Here is a 22385-nt window from a genome sequence, read left to right on the forward strand (position 1 = left end):
AAAGACCATGTCAAACAGTGTGTATCAAATCAACAAAGGAATCAACCAGAGCATAGAGTTCAAGGGGTTAAAAGCGCAGTATATCTGGTATTTGGGCGGTGGCGTAATGGTGCTTATGATACTGTTTGCAATTATGTACATAGCCGGTTTACCATCCATTATCTGCATCGGAATTATTGGTGTTTCAGGAACATTTTGGGTTTTGAAAATATATAAAATGAGCCACCAATACGGTGAATATGGAATGATGAAAGCATTGGCAAAACGACAGATTCCCAAAGCAGTGAAATCCCAAAGCAGAAAAATATTTATGATGACCAAATAGAATTTGCTCAGCATTACCTGAGCGGTAAAAAAAAGGATGATGGAAAAGATGATAGATGATATTTTACCAATTATGGATGTGCAGCACGATTGCATCCTGTCCAAACAAGGCGATGTGACAGTAGTGTTTAAAGCAGAACTGCCCGAGATATTTACCTTGTCGGATCAGGAATACGAAGCATTTCATCAGGCGTGGCTTAAAGCGATAAAACTGCTTCCGAAATTTAGCGTATTCCATAAGCAGGACTGGTTTATAGACAGCAAGTTTGAACCCGATTTCACAAGTGAAGACTCCAGTTTTCTTACCCGAAGCAGTGAACGTTTTTTTAATGAACGTCCCTTTCTGGATCATTCTTGTTACATTTTTTTAACCAAAAAACCGGCAGGAAGAAAAACATCCAGTTCCCTGTTTTCAAATTTACTTAGGAGTTCAATAGTTCCGGAAGAAACATTAAAAGCACAGCTGCGTCAGGAATTTATTGACAGTACCGGACAATTCAGACGAATATTGGAAGACAGTGGTTTTGTAAAACTGACCCGCCTTGTTAATGATGAGCTTCGAAGCCACAGCCGAAAAATTGGAATTATTGAACAATATTGTTTTTTGTCTGAAAAACAAAACTCATTTGTTTTTAAGGATATTGCTTTTGATGATGGCTTGCAGGTTGGGGACAAGCATTGCCAGATTTATACTTTAGGGGACGCAGCTGACCTGCCTGCCTTATGCGGTTCGAGGATTAATTATGACCGGTATTCAACCGACAAGACCAAATTCAGTATTGGATTTGCTTCGACTCTGGGGCAATTACTTTCCTGCAACCATATTTACAATCAATATATTTTCATAGAGGACTTCCAAAAAACGTTGCAAAAACTTGAAAGTAAAAGACTGCGATTACAATCCTTATCAGCCTACAGCAGGGAGAACCTTATTGCCCGTGATGCCACCAATGATTTTCTTAATGAGGCTATCAGCCAGCAAAGACTTCCTGTCAAAGCTCATTTTAATGTACTGATCTGGACGGACAATAAAGAAGAACTCAAAGACCTGAAGAACAAAGTTTCTTCAGCAATGGCTCAGATGGATGCTGCCGCTAAACAGGAAACTGTTGGGGCCGCACAAATATTTTGGGCAGGAATTCCCGGGAATTCTGCAGATTTCCCAATGAATGACACCTTCGATACGTTTACAGAACAAGCGACATGCTTCCTGAATCTGGAAACAGGCTATCGTTCTTCCCTTAGTCCAACTGGAATTCGATTAGGAGATCGTTTGACTGGAAAACCGGTCCATGTAGACATTAGTGACGAACCAGTCAAAATAGGGATATGTACCAATAGAAATAAATTCATATTGGGGCCATCTGGAAGCGGTAAATCATTTTTTACCAATCATATGGTTAGAAGTTACTATGAGCAGGGAACTCATGTTGTACTTGTTGATGTCGGGCACAGCTACAAAGGACTGTGTGATATGGTTAATGGCTATTATTTTACCTACGATGAAAAGAACCCTATTAGGTTTAATCCCTTTTATATCAGTGAAGGAGATTCTCTGGATACCGAGAAAAAAGAAAGTATTAAAACACTCTTATTGGCACTTTGGAAAAAAGACAATGAAACATTCAATCGAAGTGAATATGTAGCACTGTCAAATGCGCTTCAATTGTATTATGAAAAATTAGATAGCAATTCTGATTTGTTTCCTTGCTTTGACAGTTTTTATGAATTTCTGAAAAATGAGTTTGTATCCATATTGGAAGGTGACAAAGTAAAGGAAAAAGATTTTGATGTAAACAATTTTCTGTATGTACTGCGTCCTTACTATAAGGGAGGTGAATTTGATTACCTGCTCAATGCTACCGAGAATCTGGATTTGTTGAAAGAACGTTTTATTGTGTTTGAACTCGATAATATCAAAGACCATCCGATACTCTTTCCAGTGGTGACAATCATTATCATGGAAGTCTTTATCAGTAAAATGCGCAAGCTTAAAGGAGTCCGTAAAATGATCCTGATAGAAGAAGCCTGGAAAGCTATTGCCAAGGAAGGAATGGCAGAATATATTCGGTATTTATTCAAGACTGTTCGTAAATTCTTTGGGGAAGCCATTGTAGTGACTCAGGAAGTAGAAGATATTATTTCTTCTCCAGTCGTTAAACAAGCCATCATCAATAACAGCGACTGCAAGATATTACTGGACCAAAGTAAGTATCAAAATAAGTTCGAACAAATTCAGGAACTGCTTGGGCTTACTGAAAAAGAAAAAGCATTGGTATTATCTGTAAACAAAGCCAATGATCCTGATAAGAAATACAAAGAAGTATTTATCTCACTTGGAGGCATGCAGTCTAAAGTATACCGCACCGAGGTATCCCTTGAGGAATATTACGCGTACACAACCGAAGAAACTGAAAAAGTAAAAGTACAGGCGTACGCTAAGAAATTTGATGGTGACATCAGAAAAGGCATTGCGGCGCTTGCAATCGATTTGCGCGCACAAACATCTTGAAAATGGAATTTAAACTACAATACTTATGAAAGCAAAAAAGAAAATCATGATTTGCCTGTTGTGCTTTTTACTGATTAGCACTCCGGCAAGACCGGCAGCGGTCGCAGCAATACCGATTTTAGAAATCGTAAAAGCGGTTGCCAAAAAGGTAATTAAGGCTATTGACCTAAGGATCCAAAAACTGCAGAACAAAACGATCTGGCTTCAGAATGCGCAGAAAAAAATAGAAAATGTACTCTCCAAACTAAAGCTGGATGAGATTTCCGATTGGACCCAGAAACAAAAAGAACTCTATAAGAATTATTACGAGGAACTGGCAAAAGTCAAATCCATTATTACCTATTACCAGCGTATCAAAGATATCAGTGAAAAGCAGGTTCGTTTGGTAGATGAATACGAAAGAGCATGGAACCTGTTTCAAAAAGATGCTCATTTTAAGTCCAGCGAACTCGATTATATGCAAAGCGTGTATTCCGGAATACTCGATGAAAGCCTGAAAAACATTGATCAGATTTTCCTTGTATTGGATTCTTTTACCACACAGATGAGTGATGCCAAAAGACTGGAGATTATAAATGCTGCTGCAGATCAGATTGATGCTAATTATGATGACCTGACGCTCTTCAACAGACAGAATATACTACTGAGCCTTCAAAGAGCCAAAACAGAGCATGATATCAAATCCGTTAAACAATTTTACGGAATTCCGTAAACAAGTAATAAAATCATGAAAAAGATATTTTTAGTAGTGCTTTTTACTGCACTGACCACAGGGAATCTTCATGCACAGGCAAAACAGCAAAGGATGCTTTTAGAGCAAATAGCAGCCCTGCAAGTCTATATCGGATATGTTCAAAAAGGCTATTCGGTAGTCAAAAAAGGACTCAATACCATAGGAGATTTCAAACGTGGAGAATTTAATCTTCATACCGATTATCTGAATTCTCTTAAGACAGTCAATCCCAAAATAAAAAAGTATGCCAGGGTAACGGAAATTATAGGGCTCCAGACAAAAATCATGAAAAGCTACAAAAGCTTATATCAGCAAATCCGGCAGGATGATTTGTTTCATGGAGATGAAGTCGATTATATCAGAAGGGTCTTTGAAAGGTTAATCAAAAATTGTGATACCAATCTGGATGAGCTTCTAACAATCGTTACGGACGGAAAGTTAGAGATGAAAGATGACGAGCGAATGAAACGCATTGATATGATTTACCAGAATATGCTTGATAACTATGCTTTCTCTGAGAGCTTTAGCAATCAAGCTAAAGTTATGGCTGTATCAAAAGCTGCCGAATTAAAAGAAGCAAAAAACAGCCGTGTCCTGCACGGCATAAATACTGATTTGCCATGAAAAAATTACTGATTACAGGAATTGTGTTTATCGGATTGCTATTTCCATCCCAGATAACCGCTCAAAAACAGGAAATCCAGCAATTGATTTTGAACATAGAGAAGTTAGCCCAGTTCAAACAGATTCTAAAGGATATGAAAAAGGGCTATGAAATACTAAGTGGAGGTTATAATACGGTAAAAGATTTGTCTGAAGGAAATTTCAGCCTTCATGAAACATTTCTTGATGCGCTGATGCAGGTTAGTCCCACAGTTAAGAATTACAGGCGTATAGGTGATATTGTGAATTATCAGGTGCTCTTGGTAAAAGAATACAAGTCCGCTTTTAGCCGCTTTAGGGATAGTAAAAATTTCAATGCTGAAGAAATTGCCTATTTCGAAAGGGTGTACGATAATCTGTTTAAACAAAGTCTTAGAAATCTTGATGAACTCACATCGGTGATTACCGCAAATAAAATGCGAATGTCTGATGATGAAAGGTTGGCTGCTATTGACAAAATATATGCAGATATGCAGGACAAACTTTTGTTCCTGAGAAACTTCAACAATAATACTGCTGTACTGGCTTTGCAGCGTGCAAAAGAGCGCAATGATACCCGCGCAATGCGCAGTATTTATAATTTAAATAACTAAATATCCAGTGTTATGATAAAGATAAATAAGCAAATAATACTTGTGCTTCTTGCAATGATATTGCCATTTACGACCAATGCACAAGGAGTTGCAGATGAAATGAACGGCCTGCATAGTGTATTGGAACAATTATATGATGAAATGATGCCTTTATGCAGTAACCTGATTGGAGTCGGACAAGGACTTGCCGGTTTTGCCGCTATGTGGTATATCGCCTCAAGGGTTTGGAGGCATATTGCCAGTGCTGAACCCATAGATTTTTACCCGCTCTTTCGTCCTTTTGTTATCGGATTTTGCATTATGATTTTTCCCTCTGTCCTCTATATGATTAATGGTGTTATGAAACCTACCGTTACAGCAACTGCTGCAATGGTGGAAGGATCGAACAAAGCGATTGAAAGACTACTTAAAGAAAAAGAAGAAGCACTCAAAGATACCGATCCCTGGAAAATGTATGTGGGATCAACTGGAGATGGCAATAGGGCGGAATGGTACAAATATACTTATCCTTCCGGTGACCCCGCAAAAGAAGGAATGCTCGATGGCATTGGTAATGATATCAAATTTGCCATGAGTAAAGCCTCTTATAATTTTCGCAATTCAGTAAAAGAATGGATGAGCGAAGTACTGAGGGTAATATTTGAATCTGCTTCCCTGTGCATCGACACACTTCGGACTTTTCAATTGGTGGTACTTTCTATTTTAGGTCCAATCGTTTTTGGCATTTCGGTCTTCGATGGTTTTCAACATACCCTTACTGTCTGGCTGGCACGCTACATCAATATTTATTTGTGGCTTCCTGTGGCTAATATATTTGGAAGCATCATCGGAAAAATTCAGGAGAATATGCTAAAACTTGACATTGCACAAGCAGGAGAATATGGAGATACTTTCTTTAGCAGGACTGATGTTGCCTATTTGGTCTTTATGATTATTGGGATTATAGGCTATTTCACTGTCCCTTCCGTTGCTAATTACATTGTTCATGCCGGTGGTGGCGGTGCACTGGGGCAAAAAGTGACCAGTATGTTTAGTAATTCTACAACTTCCCTTGTCAATACTACATCTCAGGGCACTACAATGGTAGCGGATGCGATGGGGAATGCTGCCGGACGTATGTATCAAAGCATGTCTGATTCCGGTAATGTTGCGCCTTACTTCAAAGACAAGGACAGTTATATGGGTGATAAATTAAAAGGTAAATCTTAACCCTAAATTCAAAGTTTATGTTTAGCAAAATGAAAAATATTGACACTGCCTTTCGGCATGTTCGCGGCTTTACCATGCTGGTCATTACAGGCTGTGTTTTAATTAGCTGCTTTTCACTTTACAAGAGTTTCACACTCGTATCGCAAATGCAGAATAAGGTTTATATACTGGCTAACGGAAAAGCACTCGAAGCCTATGCTTCAGACCGAAAAGATAACATTCCCGTAGAAGCGAGAGATCATGTAAAGACATTTCACAAGTTCTTCTTTACACTTGATCCCGATGATAAAGTCATTAAAAGTAATGTAACAAAGGCTCTTTATCTGGCTGATGACAGTGCAAAACGTGTCTATGACGATTTAATGGAAAACGGTTACTACTCCGGCATTATATCAGGGAACGTCAGCCAGACCATACAGATTGACAGTGTGACTATTGACCTTAACAACTATCCTTATGGATTCAAATGTTATGCTACTCAAAATATCATCCGTACCACGAGTATTGCACATCGAAACCTTATAACGGAAGGCAACCTTCGTAACGTATCGAGAAGCGACAACAATCCACATGGTTTTTTAATCGAGCGATGGAATACTATTGAGAATCGGGACATAAGTACCGAAAATCGAAAATAATAAACTACTCATTATGAAAGTCACTTTTAAAAGAAAGAGCAATGCTATTACAGGTTCTAAAAATAGTATCTGGGAGAAATTTGAGCAAGCCAATCTTCGATTGCAATATAAGTGTGCACAATGGCTAGAGCGTAAAACGGCTCATTTTTCACGACTCAATTGGATTGTTGTTCTATTCACTTTTATAGTTTTTACAGGAGGTTGCAGCATTTATCTAATTGTGAATAGCTTTTCAAATAATAAATCTAGAAATATAACAATAGCCCCGATTACCAAACCAACCAATCATATACCCTTAAAAGAAAAGCCTCCCCAACTCAATGCGATTATCAGTAAAATAGAATTTGAAAAAATCACAAGTTTTAGGAAATATATGGATAGTCTGGGGCGAAGTCCCACAGGCAAAAAAACTCATGACAGCATTGTATTAAATCGTCCCGGACTTCTGGACAGTTTAACAATAATAGAAAATTATTATTACTCACATCTTAAAAATTAATATCATGGAACAAAACACAAAATCATTAAAGGACTTAAAGCATCGTAAGATGCTCTTGGTACTGCCAATATTGGCTTTGCCATTTCTAACTGCCATATTTTGGGCATTGGGTGGTGGAAAAATGGATGCTGCCAATTCAGTAGCAGCACAGCAAAAAGGTTTTAATCTAAAACTTCCCAATGCGAACCTGAAAGAAGGGCTTTCAATGGATAAAATGAATTACTACGATCTGGCTGCTCTTGATTCAGCAAAGCTTGATGAACTTATCAAAAAAGATCCCAACTATTTAAGCCAATCCTTTCAGATTGATTCCACTGAGGACAGCAGTGCTGTTACTCAAAGAAAAGAACAACATGGTTTAAATAAATCTGTTTATCGCGATCCAAACGAAGAAAAAGTGCATCAAAAATTGGAAGCATTGCAAAAAGCAATCAATACGCCAGTATTAGTCCCAGAGCAAAACAGTGATTATGCTAGATATACAAAATCAGATGAACCCTCAATACATTCCAATGATGTGGACAGGCTGGAACAAATGATGCAATCTATGAATGATGGGCAAGACAGTCAGGATCCGGAACTGCAACAGCTCGGTGGAATGCTGGAGAGTATTTTGGATATCCAACATCCAAACAGAGTACAGGAAAAATTAAAAAAAGCTTCCGAGGCTCAGCGTGGACAAGTCTTTACTATTTCCACCAAAGCGTATGAAGATCCTATTTCTTTTTTACAAAACAAAGCATTAAATAGTTCTGAGTACAAACAGAATGGTTTTTACTCTTTAGACGAATTTGAAAATAATGATTTAATGCAGAATGCTATAGAAGCCATTATTCATGAAACGCAAACAATTGTAAATGGCTCCACGGTTAAGTTCCGAATCATGAACGACATATTTATAAATGGCATTAAAGTTCCAAAAGACAATTTTTTGTTTGGAACAGCTTCCTTAAAAGGAGAACGATTAACTATTAATATTACTAGTATCAGATACAATAACTCCCTATTCCCGGTGGACTTGTCTGTTTATGATATGGATGGACTTGTTGGTATCTATATTCCGGGAGCGATTAATCGTGATGTCGCCAAAGCATCCGCTGATCGCTCCATGCAAACTTTAGGACTTGCATCACTAGACGATTCCTGGGGAGCTCAGGCAGCTGGAGCGGGAATTGAAGCGGCTAAAAGCCTGCTAAGTAAAAAAGTAAAACTGGTTAAAGTAGTTGTAAAAGCGGGATATAAAGTACTGCTGCGTGATGAAAAACAGAAACAAAATGATTCCAATTAAAAACTAAAAATGATACAGATGAAAAATTTTAAACTATTGGTGATGAGTTATTTATTATTTATGACCATCAGTGTATTGGCACAGCAATCAAGTAAAAACCATTTATCCAAAACGGAATCGGACTCTTTAATGATAGCCTATTCAAAAACCACCAATATTGTATTTCCTTTTGCCATAAAAAGTGTCGACAAGGGAAGCCCCGATATACTCGTACAAAAAGCAAAAGGTCTTGAAAACATCCTTCAGGTTAAGGCTGCCCAAAAAGGATTTTTCCAAACTAATCTTACGGTAGTCACAGCTGATGGTAAACTCTACTCTTTCGTGCTGGATTATAATGAAGATTTCCCGCAGCTAAATCTTACGCTGAATAAAACTAAGCCGGATGGACAGGAAATTTATTTTTCAGATGAAATTATTAATGATCAGGAGATTGAGCAATATTCAAAGTTAGCCTTATACGACAAAAAAAAGCTGCGAGGTCAAAAGGAAAGTAAATACGATATTGATTTTAGGCTCAATGGAATTTTTATTCGTGACGAAGTAATGTATTACAGGATAAAGATAACCAACCATTCTAAAATCAATTATGAGATTGATCAGCTTCGTTTTTTTATTCGCGACACTAAAAAAATAAAACGTACTGCTTCACAGGAAATTGAAATTACGCCCATTTATATACTGAATGATATTGATAAAATTCAAGCTGAAGCAGAAAATATCTTTGTGTTTGCGCTGCCAAAATTTACAATTCCGGAAAAAAAATACTTAGCCATTCAGCTAATGGAGAAAAATGGCGGCAGACATTTAGAAGAACATGTCAAGAATACAAAACTGGTACAGGTGACTGTACTTCCCAAACTATAAACTATTTAATAATTAAAAAATTGAAATCATGAACGAGAAAAATTTTGAATACTTAAGAGATCAGATTAAGTATACCGGTTTCGGTGAAGCACTGGAATCTGAATTAAAAGAAAAAATGCAGAAAGAAGAACCTAATTTTACTTTGACGCATAATGCGCAATATGGTAATGATACTGCTGTAGCTACATTAAATTTCAATAAGTCAAAAGAAAGTGATTTGTATTTCTTTAATTCTTATAAAGTGGAATTGCAAAAAGAGAATTCCAAAGAAAATTTGGAGCAAACCTTTTATATCAATAAAGGCAGCAACATCACCATGAAAGAGGCTTACAATCTTATGGAAGGCAGATCTGTAAACAAAGATCTTACCAACAAGGAGGGCGAAATTTACAACGCCTGGCTTCAAATCGATTTTAAACAATCCGAATCTAATGGAAACTTTAAGCTAAACCATTACCATCAGAATTACGGCTATGATTTAGAAGCAACACTGTCCAAGCATCCAATTAAAGAACTGGAAACCCCAAAATACAAAGAAGACTTGATCAATTCTTTAAAAAAGGGTAACCTGCAATCCGCTACTTTCCAAAAGGAAGGCAATGAGATTAAGCAGTATATTGAAGCCAGCCCACAATTCAAGACAATTAATGTATATGACAGCAATTTGCAGCGCATTGATAATCGTAAGTCTAAAGAAGAAAAGCAATCCGAAACTCAGCAAATTTCCGAAAAACAAGGCAGTAAAAAGCAAAACCAAACTGCCGATGATGATGGGCCAGAAGTGCCAAAGGAAGCTAAGAAGAAAAAGAAAAGTCAATCCATGTAATCAGTAATGATGAACGAACAACTTCCCATGAACAGAGTAGAGATGGAATTAAACCAGTGGCGCTCCAGGGAAGAGCGTTTTAGTAAACTGTTTAATTTTAGTCTTTCGGGCAATAGGTCACTGATCAAAGAAAAGCTGCATCATTACGAGCGTATTGGAACAAAGTATAAGGGAACTAAAAATATTGAGGAACGTTTTGTTTTGCAGATGCTCAAGCAGGAAAAGAACAAAATTCTTAAACAGCTTTATCCTAATTTATTGGTAAGACTCATTCGTAAACTAGTTATTGCACCACTTAGAGATCAAATTGCAGTACATAAGGATGCAAAAGAAGAGCAGAAGAATAACCAAGCGCTGTACGATCAGGTACAGCGTATTGGTTTTAAAGATTTGTCAAATCAAATTGAGTACCAAATCAAACAAGGTCATGAACAGTTTACTGTTCCGGTTTCCTATTACGTCAACGAAAAAGAACGACTGAATCATGAGCTGTCTTTTGTTAAAGACCAGAGCGGAGGGTATCAATTTGAAGGTTATAAAGCTAGTCTGTATAATGAGTTAAAACCTGAAGAAAATAGAAGTCAATATTTCAAATTACAGCAAGGGAATTCTGTTGACACAACACAGGCTTATAATTTATTAGGTGGACGAGCGGTTCAAAAGGACAGATCCTGGATGCAACTAGATCTTAACGACAAAGATGCTAGTGGCAATCATAGAATCAAAGAATTTCATTTCGGATACGGTTATGATCTTGAAAAAGCCATACAGGAACTTCCTTTAAAGGAATTAACCAATAAAACAGAAGGCGATAAATTAAATTATTCTTTAAAACAAGGAAACAGGCTGCCTGTAACCTTGATTAAAAATGGAAATGAACATCGGTTTTATATTGAAGCCAACCCTCAGTTTAAATCGGTAAACATTTATGATGAGCATTCAAGAAAAATTACAGTCTCAACAGCATTGGGCAATAAAACAATGGAAACTGTAAAACAAATTCAAAAAACAAGTGAGAGCCAGCAGGAGAAACATTCGAAAAGGAATAGTATGCGTATAAGCTGATAAACTTAAATATAATGAAAACACTAAAACCTTTATCTGATTTCTTTAAGGCAATCGAAAAAGATTACCGTATCAGTGTTACCCATATTGGTATATATGCTGCATTGCTTCAATTTAGGACACAAAAGGGTTTTGTAAATCCTATCGAGGTCTATAGGTCTGAAATTATGAAGTTAGCTAAGATAACCGGGCCTGTAACCTACCATAAATGCATGCGTGAGCTAAATGAGTATGGCTATATAAGTTATCTTCCAAAACGCAATAGAAACCAAAGGAGTACGATTTATTTCAATTCTTAGTGACATTGATAAAGAAATATAATTGCAAAAAAAGTTTATGTTATGAAGAAGTTTGCTTTTGATGAACTTCCCGATGCGGTTTCAAAATTGTATGGGAGGATGCAAGAAATAGAAAGGTTTTTAGAAAAAAATAAACCTAACCTCAGTAAAAGGAATTCGTCACTTAATGCCTTAGCAAAAGAGAAGTGCAGTTCTAATTTCAACAAGAGCGATTTGGCACAACTTTTTTATATTCTTATGGATGAGAAAATTTTATTTTTTGATGATCGAAATCAAAAGTGCAATAGAAGCAAAATTCAGCTTTTTATAGAAAATAATTTTACATATATAGGAGATTTAGGACTTCAAACAAACATAGATACAATAAGTAAACAGTTTTCTGAGTCAAAAGGATTTACCTATAAAGACAAGCAAATAAGATTTCTTGAGAATATTATTGTTATACTTGAAAAACGGAGAGAAAAATTAATTTGCTGGTAATCTGTATCATTTAAAATGCAATACTAAAAATTAACTATTATGTCTAAAGAAGGTAATAAAACAAAAATGTCCTATATAGTAGCAATCAAACAATTGCTAGATCCTTTATATGCCAGACTGGAAAAAATAGATTCAAAAATAAAAGGAAACAATACAAAAGACAGTTTACGATATTATAGAAATGAAGATTTAAAGAAAATATTTGGACTCTCAAATAATACAATCATTAAATACCGTCAAACGGGTATACTTCCTTATACTAAACTAGGTGATATTTACTTGTATGAATCAAGTAAAATAGAAAAAATACTTAGCGAAAACGAGCTGTGATTATTATTGATTGTACATCTGCAAACAAATAATATACTATTTCAACACAAAGGCAAAAGGATTCAATTGTGAATTCTTTTGCCTTTTTTAATAGTAGTGAGTGTTTAACCGGCTAATTGTTCAAGTATACTTTTGTTTTAATTTTGACATATCTTCCATGATATTTATATCCAGTACCTTAGCATAATGCTGCGTCTGTTTAATATTAGTATGTCCCATCATAGCCGAAACATTCTCTATTCTTACTCCATTTCCTAAAGTAACTGTTGTTGCAAACGTATGCCTCGCGACATACCAAGTGAGGTGTTTATTGATACCGCACAAATCAGCAATTTCCTTTAGATAAGCGTTCATTTTTTGATTTGATAACTTTGGGATCAGTCCAATTTGCATGTTCCTGTATTTATTAATAATCACCAAGGTGGGAGGAAGGATAGGGACATTTGCTCTAATTGCTGTTTTTGCTCTATTGGTCACAATCCAAAGATTATCATTCCCATCCGAAGATATATTATTGGATGTAAGGTTAGCGGCATCTACAGGTGCATAACCGGTGTAACAGCTAAAAAGAAAGACATCTTTAACCTTTTCGAGGCGCTTAACTGAAAATTTTTTGTTTTCAATTAAGTTTAATTCTTCCTGAGTAAGAAATATAGCATCAGTGACATGTAGTTTGCCATCATAAACACTAAAAGGGTCTTTCTCTATTATTCCCATTCTGATACTGTATTTACATGCTGTTTTGTACATCCGCATGTATTTGACTACTGAGTTATTTTGAATGCCTATTTTGCCTTTAAAGCTACTGTCATATTTAAGAAAAGCCTCAAGATTGTACACGTAGGCACTGTTCACTTCAGGTAAAGAAATATCTTGTATTCCATATTGCTTTGTCATAAATGTGATGAGCAAATCTTTTGCACGTTCATATTTCTGGTAGGAAGCCTTTGATCGCTCTTTGGCATCAACCTTTCTTTTAAAGAACTCATTATGCCTGTTCATAATTTCGATTAGGCTCACACCATCTTCTTTTACGGCTGTTTCTCCTTTAAATTCATCTTTGAGTAATTGCAATGAAAAATCGGGATCGATTTTAAGAAGTTCATTGAACTTCTTCTCCATACCAAGAAGAAAAAGATCCAGGGCATTCTTGATTACCTTTTCTTTTTCAAGTTTTAGAACACTTCTTAGGTTGTCGGTAAATTGCCATCTTTGTTTTAAGATCGATTTACCCGCAGCCATCGTTATGGATTGCTTCTTGTACGAAATGCGGACATAAATTGGAGATTCTCCACTTTTGTTGAATTTACCTGCTTTGAGATAAAAAATTACTTTTAACATAACTCACAATTTTAAATTAATAATCAAATTGATTTAAAATCGCTGAAAGTTTGTAGTGTTTTCAGGGAATTCCCGGGCAATTCACTTTTTTTAGTGACCCTTTTTTTGCGTTTTTTTGCGAAAAAAAATAGGGGTCACTCATAGGGTCACCGTACTTTGGTAATATATGTGTTTTTTGACAAGTGACAAAAAACAAAAAAGCCTTTAAATACTTGTATTTAAAGGCTTTTGACTTTTAAAGTTTCTTTTGAAACTTCTACTGGCGGAGAAAGAGGGATTCGAACCCCCGGACCTGTTACAGTCAACAGTTTTCAAGACTGCCGCATTCGACCGCTCTGCCATTTCTCCAGTATGTTGCTATCATTTGCTGATTGCGAGTGCAAATATAAGACGCTTTTTCGGTTTTGGAAACTTTTTTAGAACTTTTTTTGATAGATTTTCAAGTATCTAATTATCAGTGTTTACGAAAGTGTAAATTTTTAAAAATTATTCTAAATCGTCTAAAATCGGCGTTGGTTTTTTGTTTTCATCAACGGCAACAAACGAAAAAGTTCCTGAAACTACCGTTTCGCGAAGTTCTGAATACATTTGCTCCATGAAAATATCAACATGAATTTTACAGCTTGTTCTTCCAACACTATCCACTTTTGCAACTAATTCGATTAAAGTTCCGGCCGGAATTGCTTTTTTAAAATCAATTTGGCCTGTAGAAATAGTCACCACCTTCTTTCGGCTGAATCGTGTCGCACAGATAAAAGCAACTTCATCCATCAGATGAAGTGCCGTACCTCCAAATAAAGTATCGTAATGGTTGGTCGTACTCGGAAAAACAGCCTTGAAAATATGCGTTTCAGACTTTATAATTCTTTCTTCTAAAGTCCCCATATTAATAGTTTACATATTCTGTAATCTCCAGACCGTAACCAATCATTCCAACACGTTTGGTTTGCTGGGTATTAGAAACCAGTTTGATTTTTGAAATATCAAGATCATGTAAAATTTGGGCACCGATACCATAGTCTTTAGTGTCTATCACCACTTTAGGGGCTTTCATGGTACCTGCTGCCTGTAAGGCTTTCAACTCAGAGATTCTGTTTAAAAGATTCACAGCAGTCATATCCTGATTGATAAAAATAACCGCACCTTTACCGTCTTCATTGATGATCTTAAACATATCATCTAATTGCTGATCGACATTATTGGTTAAAGTACCCAATAAGTCATTATTAACCTGTGAAGAATGGATACGGGTTAAGATTGATTCTCCTAAATTCCACGTTCCTTTGGTTAAGGCAATATGTATTTGTTTATTCGTTGTTTGTTCGTAAGCTCTTAATCTGAAAGTGCCAAAACGGGTTTCGATATCAAAATCTTCTTTTTTAACGATCAGACTGTCGTGCTGCATTCTGTAGGCAACCAAATCTTCTATCGAAACTAATTTCAAATTGAATTTTTTGGCAACTTCAACCAATTGTGGCAAACGTGCCATGGTTCCGTCTTCATTTAAGATTTCACAAATAACCCCAGCCGATTTAAAACCGGCTAATCTTGCAAAATCTATAGCGGCCTCTGTATGCCCTGTTCTTCGTAATACACCTCCTTGTTTGGCAACCAAAGGGAAAATATGTCCCGGGCGGGCTAATTCATGCGGTTTTGTATTCGGATCTACTAATGATAAAACTGTTTTTGCCCTGTCAGCGGCAGAAATTCCGGTTGTAACCCCGTTTCCTTTTAAATCAATAGAAACAGTAAAAGCAGTTTCCATGTGATCTGTATTATTGGTCACCATCGGACGTAAATCAAGCTCCTTACAACGGCTTTCAGTAAGAGGCGTACAAATTAAGCCACGGCCGTGAGTCGCCATAAAGTTGATCATTTCCGGAGTTGTTTTTTCAGCTGCAGCAAGGAAATCTCCTTCATTTTCGCGATCCTCATCATCGACTACAATGATGACTTTACCTTGACGAATATCTTCTATAGCTTCCTCAATGGTATTGAGTTGTATTTTTGTTGACATAATTATTTATTGTTTTGAGCAGGGAAAAATCGCTCGGAAATTTTCTGAAATACTTGTTGAACAGGTGTTGTTATAGCGTCAAAATTGATAAGTCCGTTATCGTTAGTAGCACGATAGGTTAATAAAATTGCCAAAGGAGATAATATTAACGAAGACATCCAGGCTCCCAGAAACGGAGTCATTCCGCCTTCTTGTGAAAGTCGTTTCCCAAAAGTATTGATAAAATGGAATGTAATAAAGATTAAAACCGCAAATACAATTGGTAAGCCGAGTCCTCCTTTTCGGATAATAGCTCCTAAAGGTGCGCCGATAAAAAACATTAAAAAACAGGCAAAAGCAATAACGAACTTTTCGTAAAATGCTGTGAGGTGTTTGTTAATATCGCGCTGTTTGTCTTTTAATTCTGTTTGAGTTGACTCTATAGAATAGATTGTACTTGTCATATTACTGCTCGCCATATCTAAAATCGCCTTTTTTTGTTTAGTGTCATAAAGGGATAAAAGATTATTAGGTAATGATTTTTTTTTCTTTTTTTCTTTTGTAATAGTAACAAATTTTGACAATCCTACTCGTTGGTTTATGTTTTCAGTAAACGAAACAACTTCATTGTCCCTGTTCTTATTTAGTGAATCCAGTGTGTATCGCAACTCGTTAACATTTAGCATGTTGCTGGTGTTGTTGATGTTTTCGTTTTCAGTATCTGTTTTGTTTAATTCGGATAGATCAATATTGATAATTTGTTTTTTAAAAGCACCTTTTACAAAAGGTAATTTAGCTCTGTCTTCGTATTTTTTTGGAGTTACATCCTGATAATAATAACCATCGTTGAGTACTAATTTTAAAATGCTTGACTTTTCGCTGCTTATTAATTCTCCGTCTTTTGCTTTGATAACCGTTTTGTTTTCCCCCATATTTGTGGGTTTTTCATGAATAGTAACACCAGTTAAAATATTGCCGTTTTCTCCGGATTTTTTATTGACCTTGATATTATAGAAGCCGACATCATTAAATTGTCCTTCTGCAATTGCCATGGCAGGCTTGGCCTGGGCAATGTTTTTTCGGAAATTAACAAATTTATATTCGGCAAAAGGAATAACATTATTAGAAAACCAGAAGGCAACAATGCTTAATAAAAAGATGAAAATAATGAGTACTCTCATGGCTCTCTGAAGGGAAATACCCGAAGATTTCATCGCTGCAAACTCATAGTTTTCTGCCAGATTTCCAAAAGTCATGATCGAAGCTAACAAAACTGATAAGGGCAGAACAAGCGGAATAATCCTTGGCATGGAAAACAGCAGGAACTTGACAACCAATATCAAATCCAAATCCTTGCCGGCGAGTTCAGAAATAAATAGCCAGACTGTTTGAAGTATGAATATAAAAAAAAGGATTACGAATACCGTAGTAAACGTAATCAGAAATGTTTTTAGTAAGTATTTGTCTAAAATTTTCAACCTTGTAATTTAATCTAATTTATTGATGTAGTATTTTGGATATTTACTCGCCACAAAGGTAAATTGATTTTTTGATAAAGGCTGATTGGTTTTAAAAGAATTAACGGTTAAAGTCGTTTTTGTTCCGTTTTTTCCTGTTTCAATCAAATTATAGATGTGTTTGGTCTGCACATCGATGCCCAGAAGGATTTCTTTTCTTTGGTCTTTTCCGGAAGTAGGTACTAATTTGATATATTGAATTTTTCTTCCTTTAACATTTTGAACAATATCCATATTGTATTTGTATCCGGAATTAAAAAAAGTAAGCATTTTTGAAGGTGTGATTGCATTATCATCTTTTTCGTTTACTTTAGAAATAGTAACTTCTTCATCTTCAGGGATAATGGTGTATGTTTTTTGTCCGTCAAAAATTTTAGTAACACCCATGAAATTCAATACATATTGATTTCCTTTCATAATTACATTTCCTTTACTGTCCTGATTGATGTTTTCTTTGGCATTGTTTAAAGAATATTTAAAATCAATAGAAATGTTGTCGTAGCTCTTTATTTTAGCGGTTACCTGGTTCAATAAATCTTTGGCTTTTTTATCCTGAGCCTGAACAGAAGTAAAGCTTAAAAGCAATAAAATTGCCATTTGCAGACATTTTTTACTTGTTTTCATGATGGAATTGTTTGTGATTTCCTGAATTTTCATTTTCATGATGGGGTTAATTTTGTTCATTATTAAAAAATTGATCAAGAGCACTTAAATCTGAAATGTTTACGTTTCGTGCTTTACTGCCTTCAAAAGGGCCTACAATTCCGGCTGCTTCCAGCTGATCGATCAAACGGCCTGCTCTGTTGTAGCCTAATTTTAGTTTTCTTTGCAGTAATGAAGCTGAACCTTGTTGTGCATTGACAATAATCTCCGCAGCTTCTCTAAATAAAGTATCTCTTTCAGAAATATCCATATCAAGATTGATGCCAGTTTCCTCTCCAATAAACTCCGGAAGTAAATAAGCTGTTGCATACGCTTTTTGTGAACCAATAAAATCTGTGATTTTTTCGACCTCAGGAGTGTCGATAAAAGCACATTGAACGCGGATTACGTCGTTTCCGTTTGAATATAATAAATCTCCGCGTCCAATCAACTGATCGGCTCCTTGGGTGTCTAAAATAGTTCTGGAATCAATTTTTGATGTTACTCTAAAGGCAATTCTCGCAGGGAAATTGGCTTTAATCAAACCTGTAATAACGTTTACTGATGGTCTCTGTGTAGCGATAATTAAGTGAATACCAATAGCACGGGCCAATTGAGCCAGACGTGCAATAGGAATCTCAACTTCTTTTCCTGCTGTCATAATTAAATCGGCGAACTCATCGACAACCAAAACAATGTAAGGTAAAAATCGGTGACCGGCTTCCGGGTTTAATTTTCTTGATTTGAATTTCTCGTTGTATTCTTTGATGTTACGAACCATTGCATCTTTTAATAAAGAATAACGGTTGTCCATTTCGGTACAAAGAGAATTCAGAGTATTGACAACTTTTGCGTTATCAGTAATAATAGCATCTTCTGTGTCTGGAAGTTTAGCCAGATAATGTCTTTCGATTTTATTAAAAAGTGTAAGTTCTACTTTTTTCGGATCTACAAGAACAAATTTAACTTCGGCAGGATGTTTTTTGTATAAAAGTGAAGTTAATACAGCATTCAGTCCAACCGATTTTCCTTGTCCTGTAGCACCTGCCATTAAAAGGTGAGGCATTTTAGCTAAATCGACAACAAAAGTTTCGTTGGAAATAGTTTTCCCTAAAGCAATGGGCAATTCCATCTCAGCTTCCTGAAACTTCGCTGATCCGATAACGCTTTTCATCGAAACCATAGTGGGGTTTTTGTTCGGAACCTCAATACCGATAGTTCCTTTTCCTGGAATTGGCGCAATAATACGAATTCCTAAAGCAGATAAAGACAGTGCAATGTCATCTTCTAAACTCTTAATTTTAGAAATTCTGATTCCTGCTTCCGGTACAATTTCATATAAGGTTACAGATGGCCCAACAGTTGCTTTAATCTGTGCAATTTCAATTTTGTAGTTACGAAGTGTATCTACAATTTTGTTTTTGTTTTCTTCCAGTTCTTCCTGATTAATCGTAATTCCGCCGGTCGAATATTCTTTTAATAAGTCGATGGTTGGGAATTTATAATTTGATAAATCTAAAGTTGGGTCGAATAATCCGAAATCTGCGACTAAACGCGATGCCAGATTTTCTTCGATAATATCTTCTTCTTCGGCTTTTTCAATAACAAATTCTTCATTATGATGTACCGGAGTTGTTGTGTTTGCAGGATTGATATCCATCTGAACGGGTTTTATAACCGGATTTAAATCAATTTCTGATGAATTTGATATAGTTGGTTTTAAAGCCTCTTTGTTGATTTCGAATTGAGTGTCTTCGGTTTTTAAATGAATATTGTCTAATTCAGGATCTTCTTCCTCAATGGCAAATTCTTCTAAATTATAAGCACTTTCAGGCTGTTGCTGCTGTTGTGCTGGTTTTATTGAATTTAATTCTGATTTGAATTCATTTTTAGTAGAGTCAAAATAAGACTGAATTTTTTCAGGTGATACTTTTATTTTGAAAATCAAGTAAACGATTAATCCGAAAAGCAGGGTCAGTAAAGTTCCTGTTTTTCCAATATAATCCTGAAGAAATAAATTAAGTTCATATCCAATGGTTCCGCCTAATTCCGGAGCTGAAGTAGCAAAGAATCCAAATAAGACAGAGACAATGATTATGGCAAATAAATCCCAGAACCAAATGTTTTTTAGTCTTTTGGTAGACATTTCTAACGCAAGAAATAACCCGGTTAAGAAAAATAGGCGAACCAGTACAAAAGAAGCCAGGCCAAAACCTCTGTAAACAATAAGGTCAGCAAGGTAAGCTCCGAATTTTCCGAGCCAGTTTTGCACTACTTCAGTACGGTCATTTAAGTGGCTAACTGTACTTTGGTCGGTCTGCCATTGTCCGTTTATGTAAAAAGAAATAAACGCTACTAATAATGCAATAGAGAATAATACCAAAAGACAGCCCAAAACAAATTTTTGCTGTTTGGATAATTTCCATGATTTTTTAGTTTCGTCTTTTGATTCGCTTTTTTTGTCTACAGTTTCTTTTTTTGTTTTTGCCATTCCTGCGTATCCTTATTTTGCCTATATAAATTTGGGTATATAAATAATCAAGCCTATTGCTATTGCTGTCATTGCGGCAAAAAATACTGCTCCGGCAGCAATATCTTTAATGAAACCGATTCTCTCGTGATAATTTGGGTGAATAAAATCGGCAACTTTTTCTACAGCTGTATTCAGGCCTTCTACACTTAGTACAAGACCAATTGCAAAGATTTGAAAAAGCCATTCCTCATGAGAAATATCGAAATAGAAACCGGCAATAGTCATTAATATTCCAAGTGAAAACTGTACCATAACACTGTGTTCGGTACTGATTAATTTAACAGCTCCCTTAAAAGCGTAAGTTACGCTTTTAAGTCGGCCTTTAATAAAAGTATTGTCTTTTTGAAATTCCATTTAATGGGATTATAGTGCTGCTAAAGCAGCTTCGTAATTTGGTTCGTTTGCAATTTCAGCAACTTGTTCTGTGTGTACCACTTTTCCGTCAGCGTCAACTACGATGATTGCTCTTGAAAGTAAACCTTTTAATGGTCCGTCGATGATATCTAAGCCATTAGCTTTTCCAAAAGAACCTTCCTGAAAATCAGATAAGTTTACCACATTTTCTAAACCTTCTGCACCACAAAAACGTTTTTGAGCGAAAGGCAAATCTCTTGAAATACATAAAACGGTTGTGTTTTCTAATGCGCTTGCACTTGCGTTGAAAGTTCTAACAGATGTAGCACAAGTTCCTGTATCAACACTAGGGAAGATGTTTAAAACTAATTTTTTACCTGCGAAGTTACTCAAAGAAGCTACTGATAAATCGTTTTGTACTAAACTGAAGTCAGCTAATTGTGATCCAACTGCCGGTAATTCGCCTGATGTATGAACCGGATTTCCTCCTAATGTGATAGATGCCATGATTTTTGTTTAAAATTAATGAGGTTCAAAAGTAAGGATTAATATTTGAATCTAAAAGTATTTGTTATGGGTTTAAGTCGAGATTAAGTATGGGTTTTGAATGGCCACGAATTCACAAAATTATCTCATAATTTTTGATTTTCAGAAGGTAGATTTTAGATTTGCCTTGCGCTTGTCAGGCTGAGCGGAGTCGAAGCCTGCTCAAAGTAATTTTGACAAAGATTGCAGAGCTGCTTGCGTGGGCTTCGACTCCGCTCAGCCTGACAAAGATGGCCTGAAAACTGTGACTAAACACGGTAAACAAAAAAAAGCGTCTCCAAATAGAAACGCTTTCTCAGTAATGTTTTTTGTTTTTTATTTGAAAAGCAACTTCGATTTATTTATCGATAGAACCTAAAACACGTTTCATGAACGTATTTAAAGCTTCTTTTTTATCTGTTCCCTGCGCAACCAATTTTTGTACTTCAAGAGCGCCGTACATATTTGAAATCAATTCGCCGATTACGTCTAATTCTTCATCTTTAAGAGAAGGAATTTCGGTCATGGCTTCCAGAACTTCAATCGTTTCAATGATATAATCCTGATCGTTTTCTTCGATGAATTGTGTTAAATGCTTTATTACTGGTAATTTCATGATTTTTTGTTTAAGTGTTAAATCGTTTTTTTGTTTAATCGATTAGACGAATAAACAAATAACCAATTACACAATAGCGTTTACAAGGTCAATTAAAACTTCTTGTTTGTTAGTCTGCGTTTCGCCAACTAATTGTCCGTTTACGAAAGTTGCAAATGTCGGCAGGTTGCTCACATTAGCTAATTTTCGTGATTCAGGAGCATTTTCTGCATCAACCAAAACAAAAGTGATAGCTTCATTTTCTGTTGCTAATTTTTTGAATTTTGGTTTCATAATACGGCAATTTCCACACCATGAAGCTGAATATTGTACTACTACTTTTTCGTTTTTAGCAACTAAATCTGCTAACGTATCTTCGTTTAAGTCGATTAACATAGTTTTTATTTTTAAGACACTAAGTTGCTAAGGTTCTAAGATGCTAAGTTTGCTCTCGAACCGAATAACTTTGTGTGGATTTATTTGATGTTTTTTTAAGTCGTTGAGATTCTAAGATCTAAGTTTAATCTTAGAATCTCTTGACTTTGTATTGTAGAATTGT

25 protein-coding genes and 1 tRNA gene are annotated in these 22385 nt (G+C 35.8%); 15 read left to right on the forward strand and 11 right to left on the reverse strand.

All coding sequences use genetic code 11. From position 1 onward, the window contains the following. Positions 1–7: 7 nt before the first annotated feature. From FLV_RS02495 to FLV_RS02565, 15 genes are all read left to right on the forward strand, one after another. Complete coding sequence (locus FLV_RS02495) at positions 8–325, forward strand: DUF4133 domain-containing protein (protein ID WP_243230490.1); 318 nt, start codon at positions 8–10, stop codon at positions 323–325. Between the two features lie 39 nt (positions 326–364). After that, positions 365–2836, forward strand: coding sequence for a TraG family conjugative transposon ATPase (locus tag FLV_RS02500; protein ID WP_243230491.1), 2472 nt, complete (start codon positions 365–367; stop codon positions 2834–2836). A gap of 25 nt (positions 2837–2861) precedes the next feature. Further along, positions 2862–3548, forward strand: coding sequence for a conjugal transfer protein TraI (locus FLV_RS02505; protein WP_243230492.1), 687 nt, complete (start codon positions 2862–2864; stop codon positions 3546–3548). Between the two features lie 15 nt (positions 3549–3563). Continuing rightward, positions 3564–4193 carry a hypothetical protein gene (locus tag FLV_RS02510; protein WP_243230493.1) on the forward strand — a complete coding sequence of 210 codons (630 nt, stop codon included), beginning with the start codon at positions 3564–3566 and terminating at the stop codon, positions 4191–4193. After that, positions 4190–4825, forward strand: coding sequence for a TerB family tellurite resistance protein (locus tag FLV_RS02515; RefSeq protein WP_243230494.1), 636 nt, complete (start codon positions 4190–4192; stop codon positions 4823–4825). The genes FLV_RS02510 and FLV_RS02515 overlap by 4 nt, the downstream gene beginning before the upstream one ends. A gap of 54 nt (positions 4826–4879) precedes the next feature. Then, the gene (gene traJ, locus FLV_RS02520; RefSeq protein ID WP_262916378.1) at positions 4880–6034 is read left to right on the forward strand and encodes a conjugative transposon protein TraJ; all 1155 of its coding nucleotides are present in this window, start codon (positions 4880–4882) and stop codon (positions 6032–6034) included. Between the two features lie 17 nt (positions 6035–6051). Beyond that, positions 6052–6672 carry a conjugative transposon protein TraK gene (gene traK / locus FLV_RS02525; protein WP_243230496.1) on the forward strand — a complete coding sequence of 207 codons (621 nt, stop codon included), beginning with the start codon at positions 6052–6054 and terminating at the stop codon, positions 6670–6672. Between the two features lie 13 nt (positions 6673–6685). Continuing rightward, positions 6686–7171: a hypothetical protein gene (locus FLV_RS02530; RefSeq protein ID WP_243230498.1), complete on the forward strand. Its 486-nt coding sequence runs from the start codon at positions 6686–6688 to the stop codon at positions 7169–7171. A 4-nt stretch (positions 7172–7175) separates the two neighbouring features. Continuing rightward, entirely contained in the window at positions 7176–8459 is a 1284-nt protein-coding gene (gene traM / locus FLV_RS02535; RefSeq protein ID WP_243230499.1) for a conjugative transposon protein TraM, read from the forward strand. Positions 8460–8477: 18 nt separating this feature from the next. After that, a complete protein-coding gene (gene traN / locus FLV_RS02540; RefSeq protein ID WP_243230500.1) occupies positions 8478–9323 on the forward strand; it encodes a conjugative transposon protein TraN in 846 nt (281 codons plus the stop codon). Between the two features lie 28 nt (positions 9324–9351). Then, positions 9352–10149 carry a hypothetical protein gene (locus FLV_RS02545; RefSeq protein ID WP_243230501.1) on the forward strand — a complete coding sequence of 266 codons (798 nt, stop codon included), beginning with the start codon at positions 9352–9354 and terminating at the stop codon, positions 10147–10149. Positions 10150–10176: 27 nt separating this feature from the next. Then, positions 10177–11214, forward strand: a complete 1038-nt coding sequence (locus FLV_RS02550) for a hypothetical protein (RefSeq protein WP_243230502.1) — start codon at positions 10177–10179, stop codon at positions 11212–11214. A 14-nt stretch (positions 11215–11228) separates the two neighbouring features. Then, the gene (locus FLV_RS02555; RefSeq protein ID WP_073409904.1) at positions 11229–11513 is read left to right on the forward strand and encodes a hypothetical protein; all 285 of its coding nucleotides are present in this window, start codon (positions 11229–11231) and stop codon (positions 11511–11513) included. 42 nt (positions 11514–11555) lie between these two features. Next, on the forward strand, positions 11556–11993 hold the full coding sequence (locus FLV_RS02560; RefSeq protein ID WP_243230503.1) for a hypothetical protein: 438 nt from the start codon (positions 11556–11558) through the stop codon (positions 11991–11993). A gap of 66 nt (positions 11994–12059) precedes the next feature. Next, positions 12060–12323 (forward strand): helix-turn-helix domain-containing protein, encoded by a 264-nt coding sequence (locus FLV_RS02565; RefSeq protein ID WP_243230504.1) that lies wholly within the window; start codon positions 12060–12062, stop codon positions 12321–12323. A gap of 120 nt (positions 12324–12443) precedes the next feature. Here FLV_RS02565 and FLV_RS02570 read toward each other — a convergent pair whose 3' ends face one another. The 11 genes from FLV_RS02570 to FLV_RS02620 form a co-directional block, all read right to left on the reverse strand. Continuing rightward, positions 12444–13664 (reverse strand): site-specific integrase, encoded by a 1221-nt coding sequence (locus FLV_RS02570; RefSeq protein WP_243230505.1) that lies wholly within the window; start codon positions 13662–13664, stop codon positions 12444–12446. Between the two features lie 260 nt (positions 13665–13924). Then, positions 13925–14012, reverse strand: a tRNA-Ser gene (locus tag FLV_RS02575). Between the two features lie 138 nt (positions 14013–14150). Continuing rightward, the gene (locus tag FLV_RS02580; protein ID WP_110306815.1) at positions 14151–14549 is read right to left on the reverse strand and encodes an acyl-CoA thioesterase; all 399 of its coding nucleotides are present in this window, start codon (positions 14547–14549) and stop codon (positions 14151–14153) included. A 1-nt stretch (position 14550) separates the two neighbouring features. After that, positions 14551–15681, reverse strand: a complete 1131-nt coding sequence (gene ribB, locus FLV_RS02585) for a 3,4-dihydroxy-2-butanone-4-phosphate synthase (RefSeq protein WP_031453675.1) — start codon at positions 15679–15681, stop codon at positions 14551–14553. 2 nt (positions 15682–15683) lie between these two features. After that, on the reverse strand, positions 15684–17138 hold the full coding sequence (locus FLV_RS02590) for an LptF/LptG family permease (RefSeq protein ID WP_243230506.1): 1455 nt from the start codon (positions 17136–17138) through the stop codon (positions 15684–15686). A gap of 9 nt (positions 17139–17147) precedes the next feature. Then, complete coding sequence (locus tag FLV_RS02595; RefSeq protein WP_243230507.1) at positions 17148–17840, reverse strand: LolA family protein; 693 nt, start codon at positions 17838–17840, stop codon at positions 17148–17150. A gap of 7 nt (positions 17841–17847) precedes the next feature. Next, positions 17848–20310 carry a DNA translocase FtsK gene (locus FLV_RS02600; RefSeq protein WP_243230509.1) on the reverse strand — a complete coding sequence of 821 codons (2463 nt, stop codon included), beginning with the start codon at positions 20308–20310 and terminating at the stop codon, positions 17848–17850. A gap of 21 nt (positions 20311–20331) precedes the next feature. Then, positions 20332–20706: a diacylglycerol kinase gene (locus FLV_RS02605; RefSeq protein ID WP_243230510.1), complete on the reverse strand. Its 375-nt coding sequence runs from the start codon at positions 20704–20706 to the stop codon at positions 20332–20334. 9 nt (positions 20707–20715) lie between these two features. Further along, positions 20716–21213, reverse strand: coding sequence for a thiol peroxidase (gene tpx, locus FLV_RS02610; protein ID WP_243230512.1), 498 nt, complete (start codon positions 21211–21213; stop codon positions 20716–20718). Positions 21214–21589: 376 nt separating this feature from the next. Further along, a complete protein-coding gene (locus FLV_RS02615; protein ID WP_008462029.1) occupies positions 21590–21847 on the reverse strand; it encodes a DUF6952 family protein in 258 nt (85 codons plus the stop codon). 66 nt (positions 21848–21913) lie between these two features. Beyond that, positions 21914–22222 (reverse strand): thioredoxin family protein, encoded by a 309-nt coding sequence (locus tag FLV_RS02620; RefSeq protein ID WP_243230513.1) that lies wholly within the window; start codon positions 22220–22222, stop codon positions 21914–21916. Positions 22223–22385 lie beyond the last annotated feature (163 nt).

Source organism: Flavobacterium pectinovorum, from assembly GCF_022802975.1.
Lineage (GTDB): Bacteria > Bacteroidota > Bacteroidia > Flavobacteriales > Flavobacteriaceae > Flavobacterium > Flavobacterium pectinovorum_B.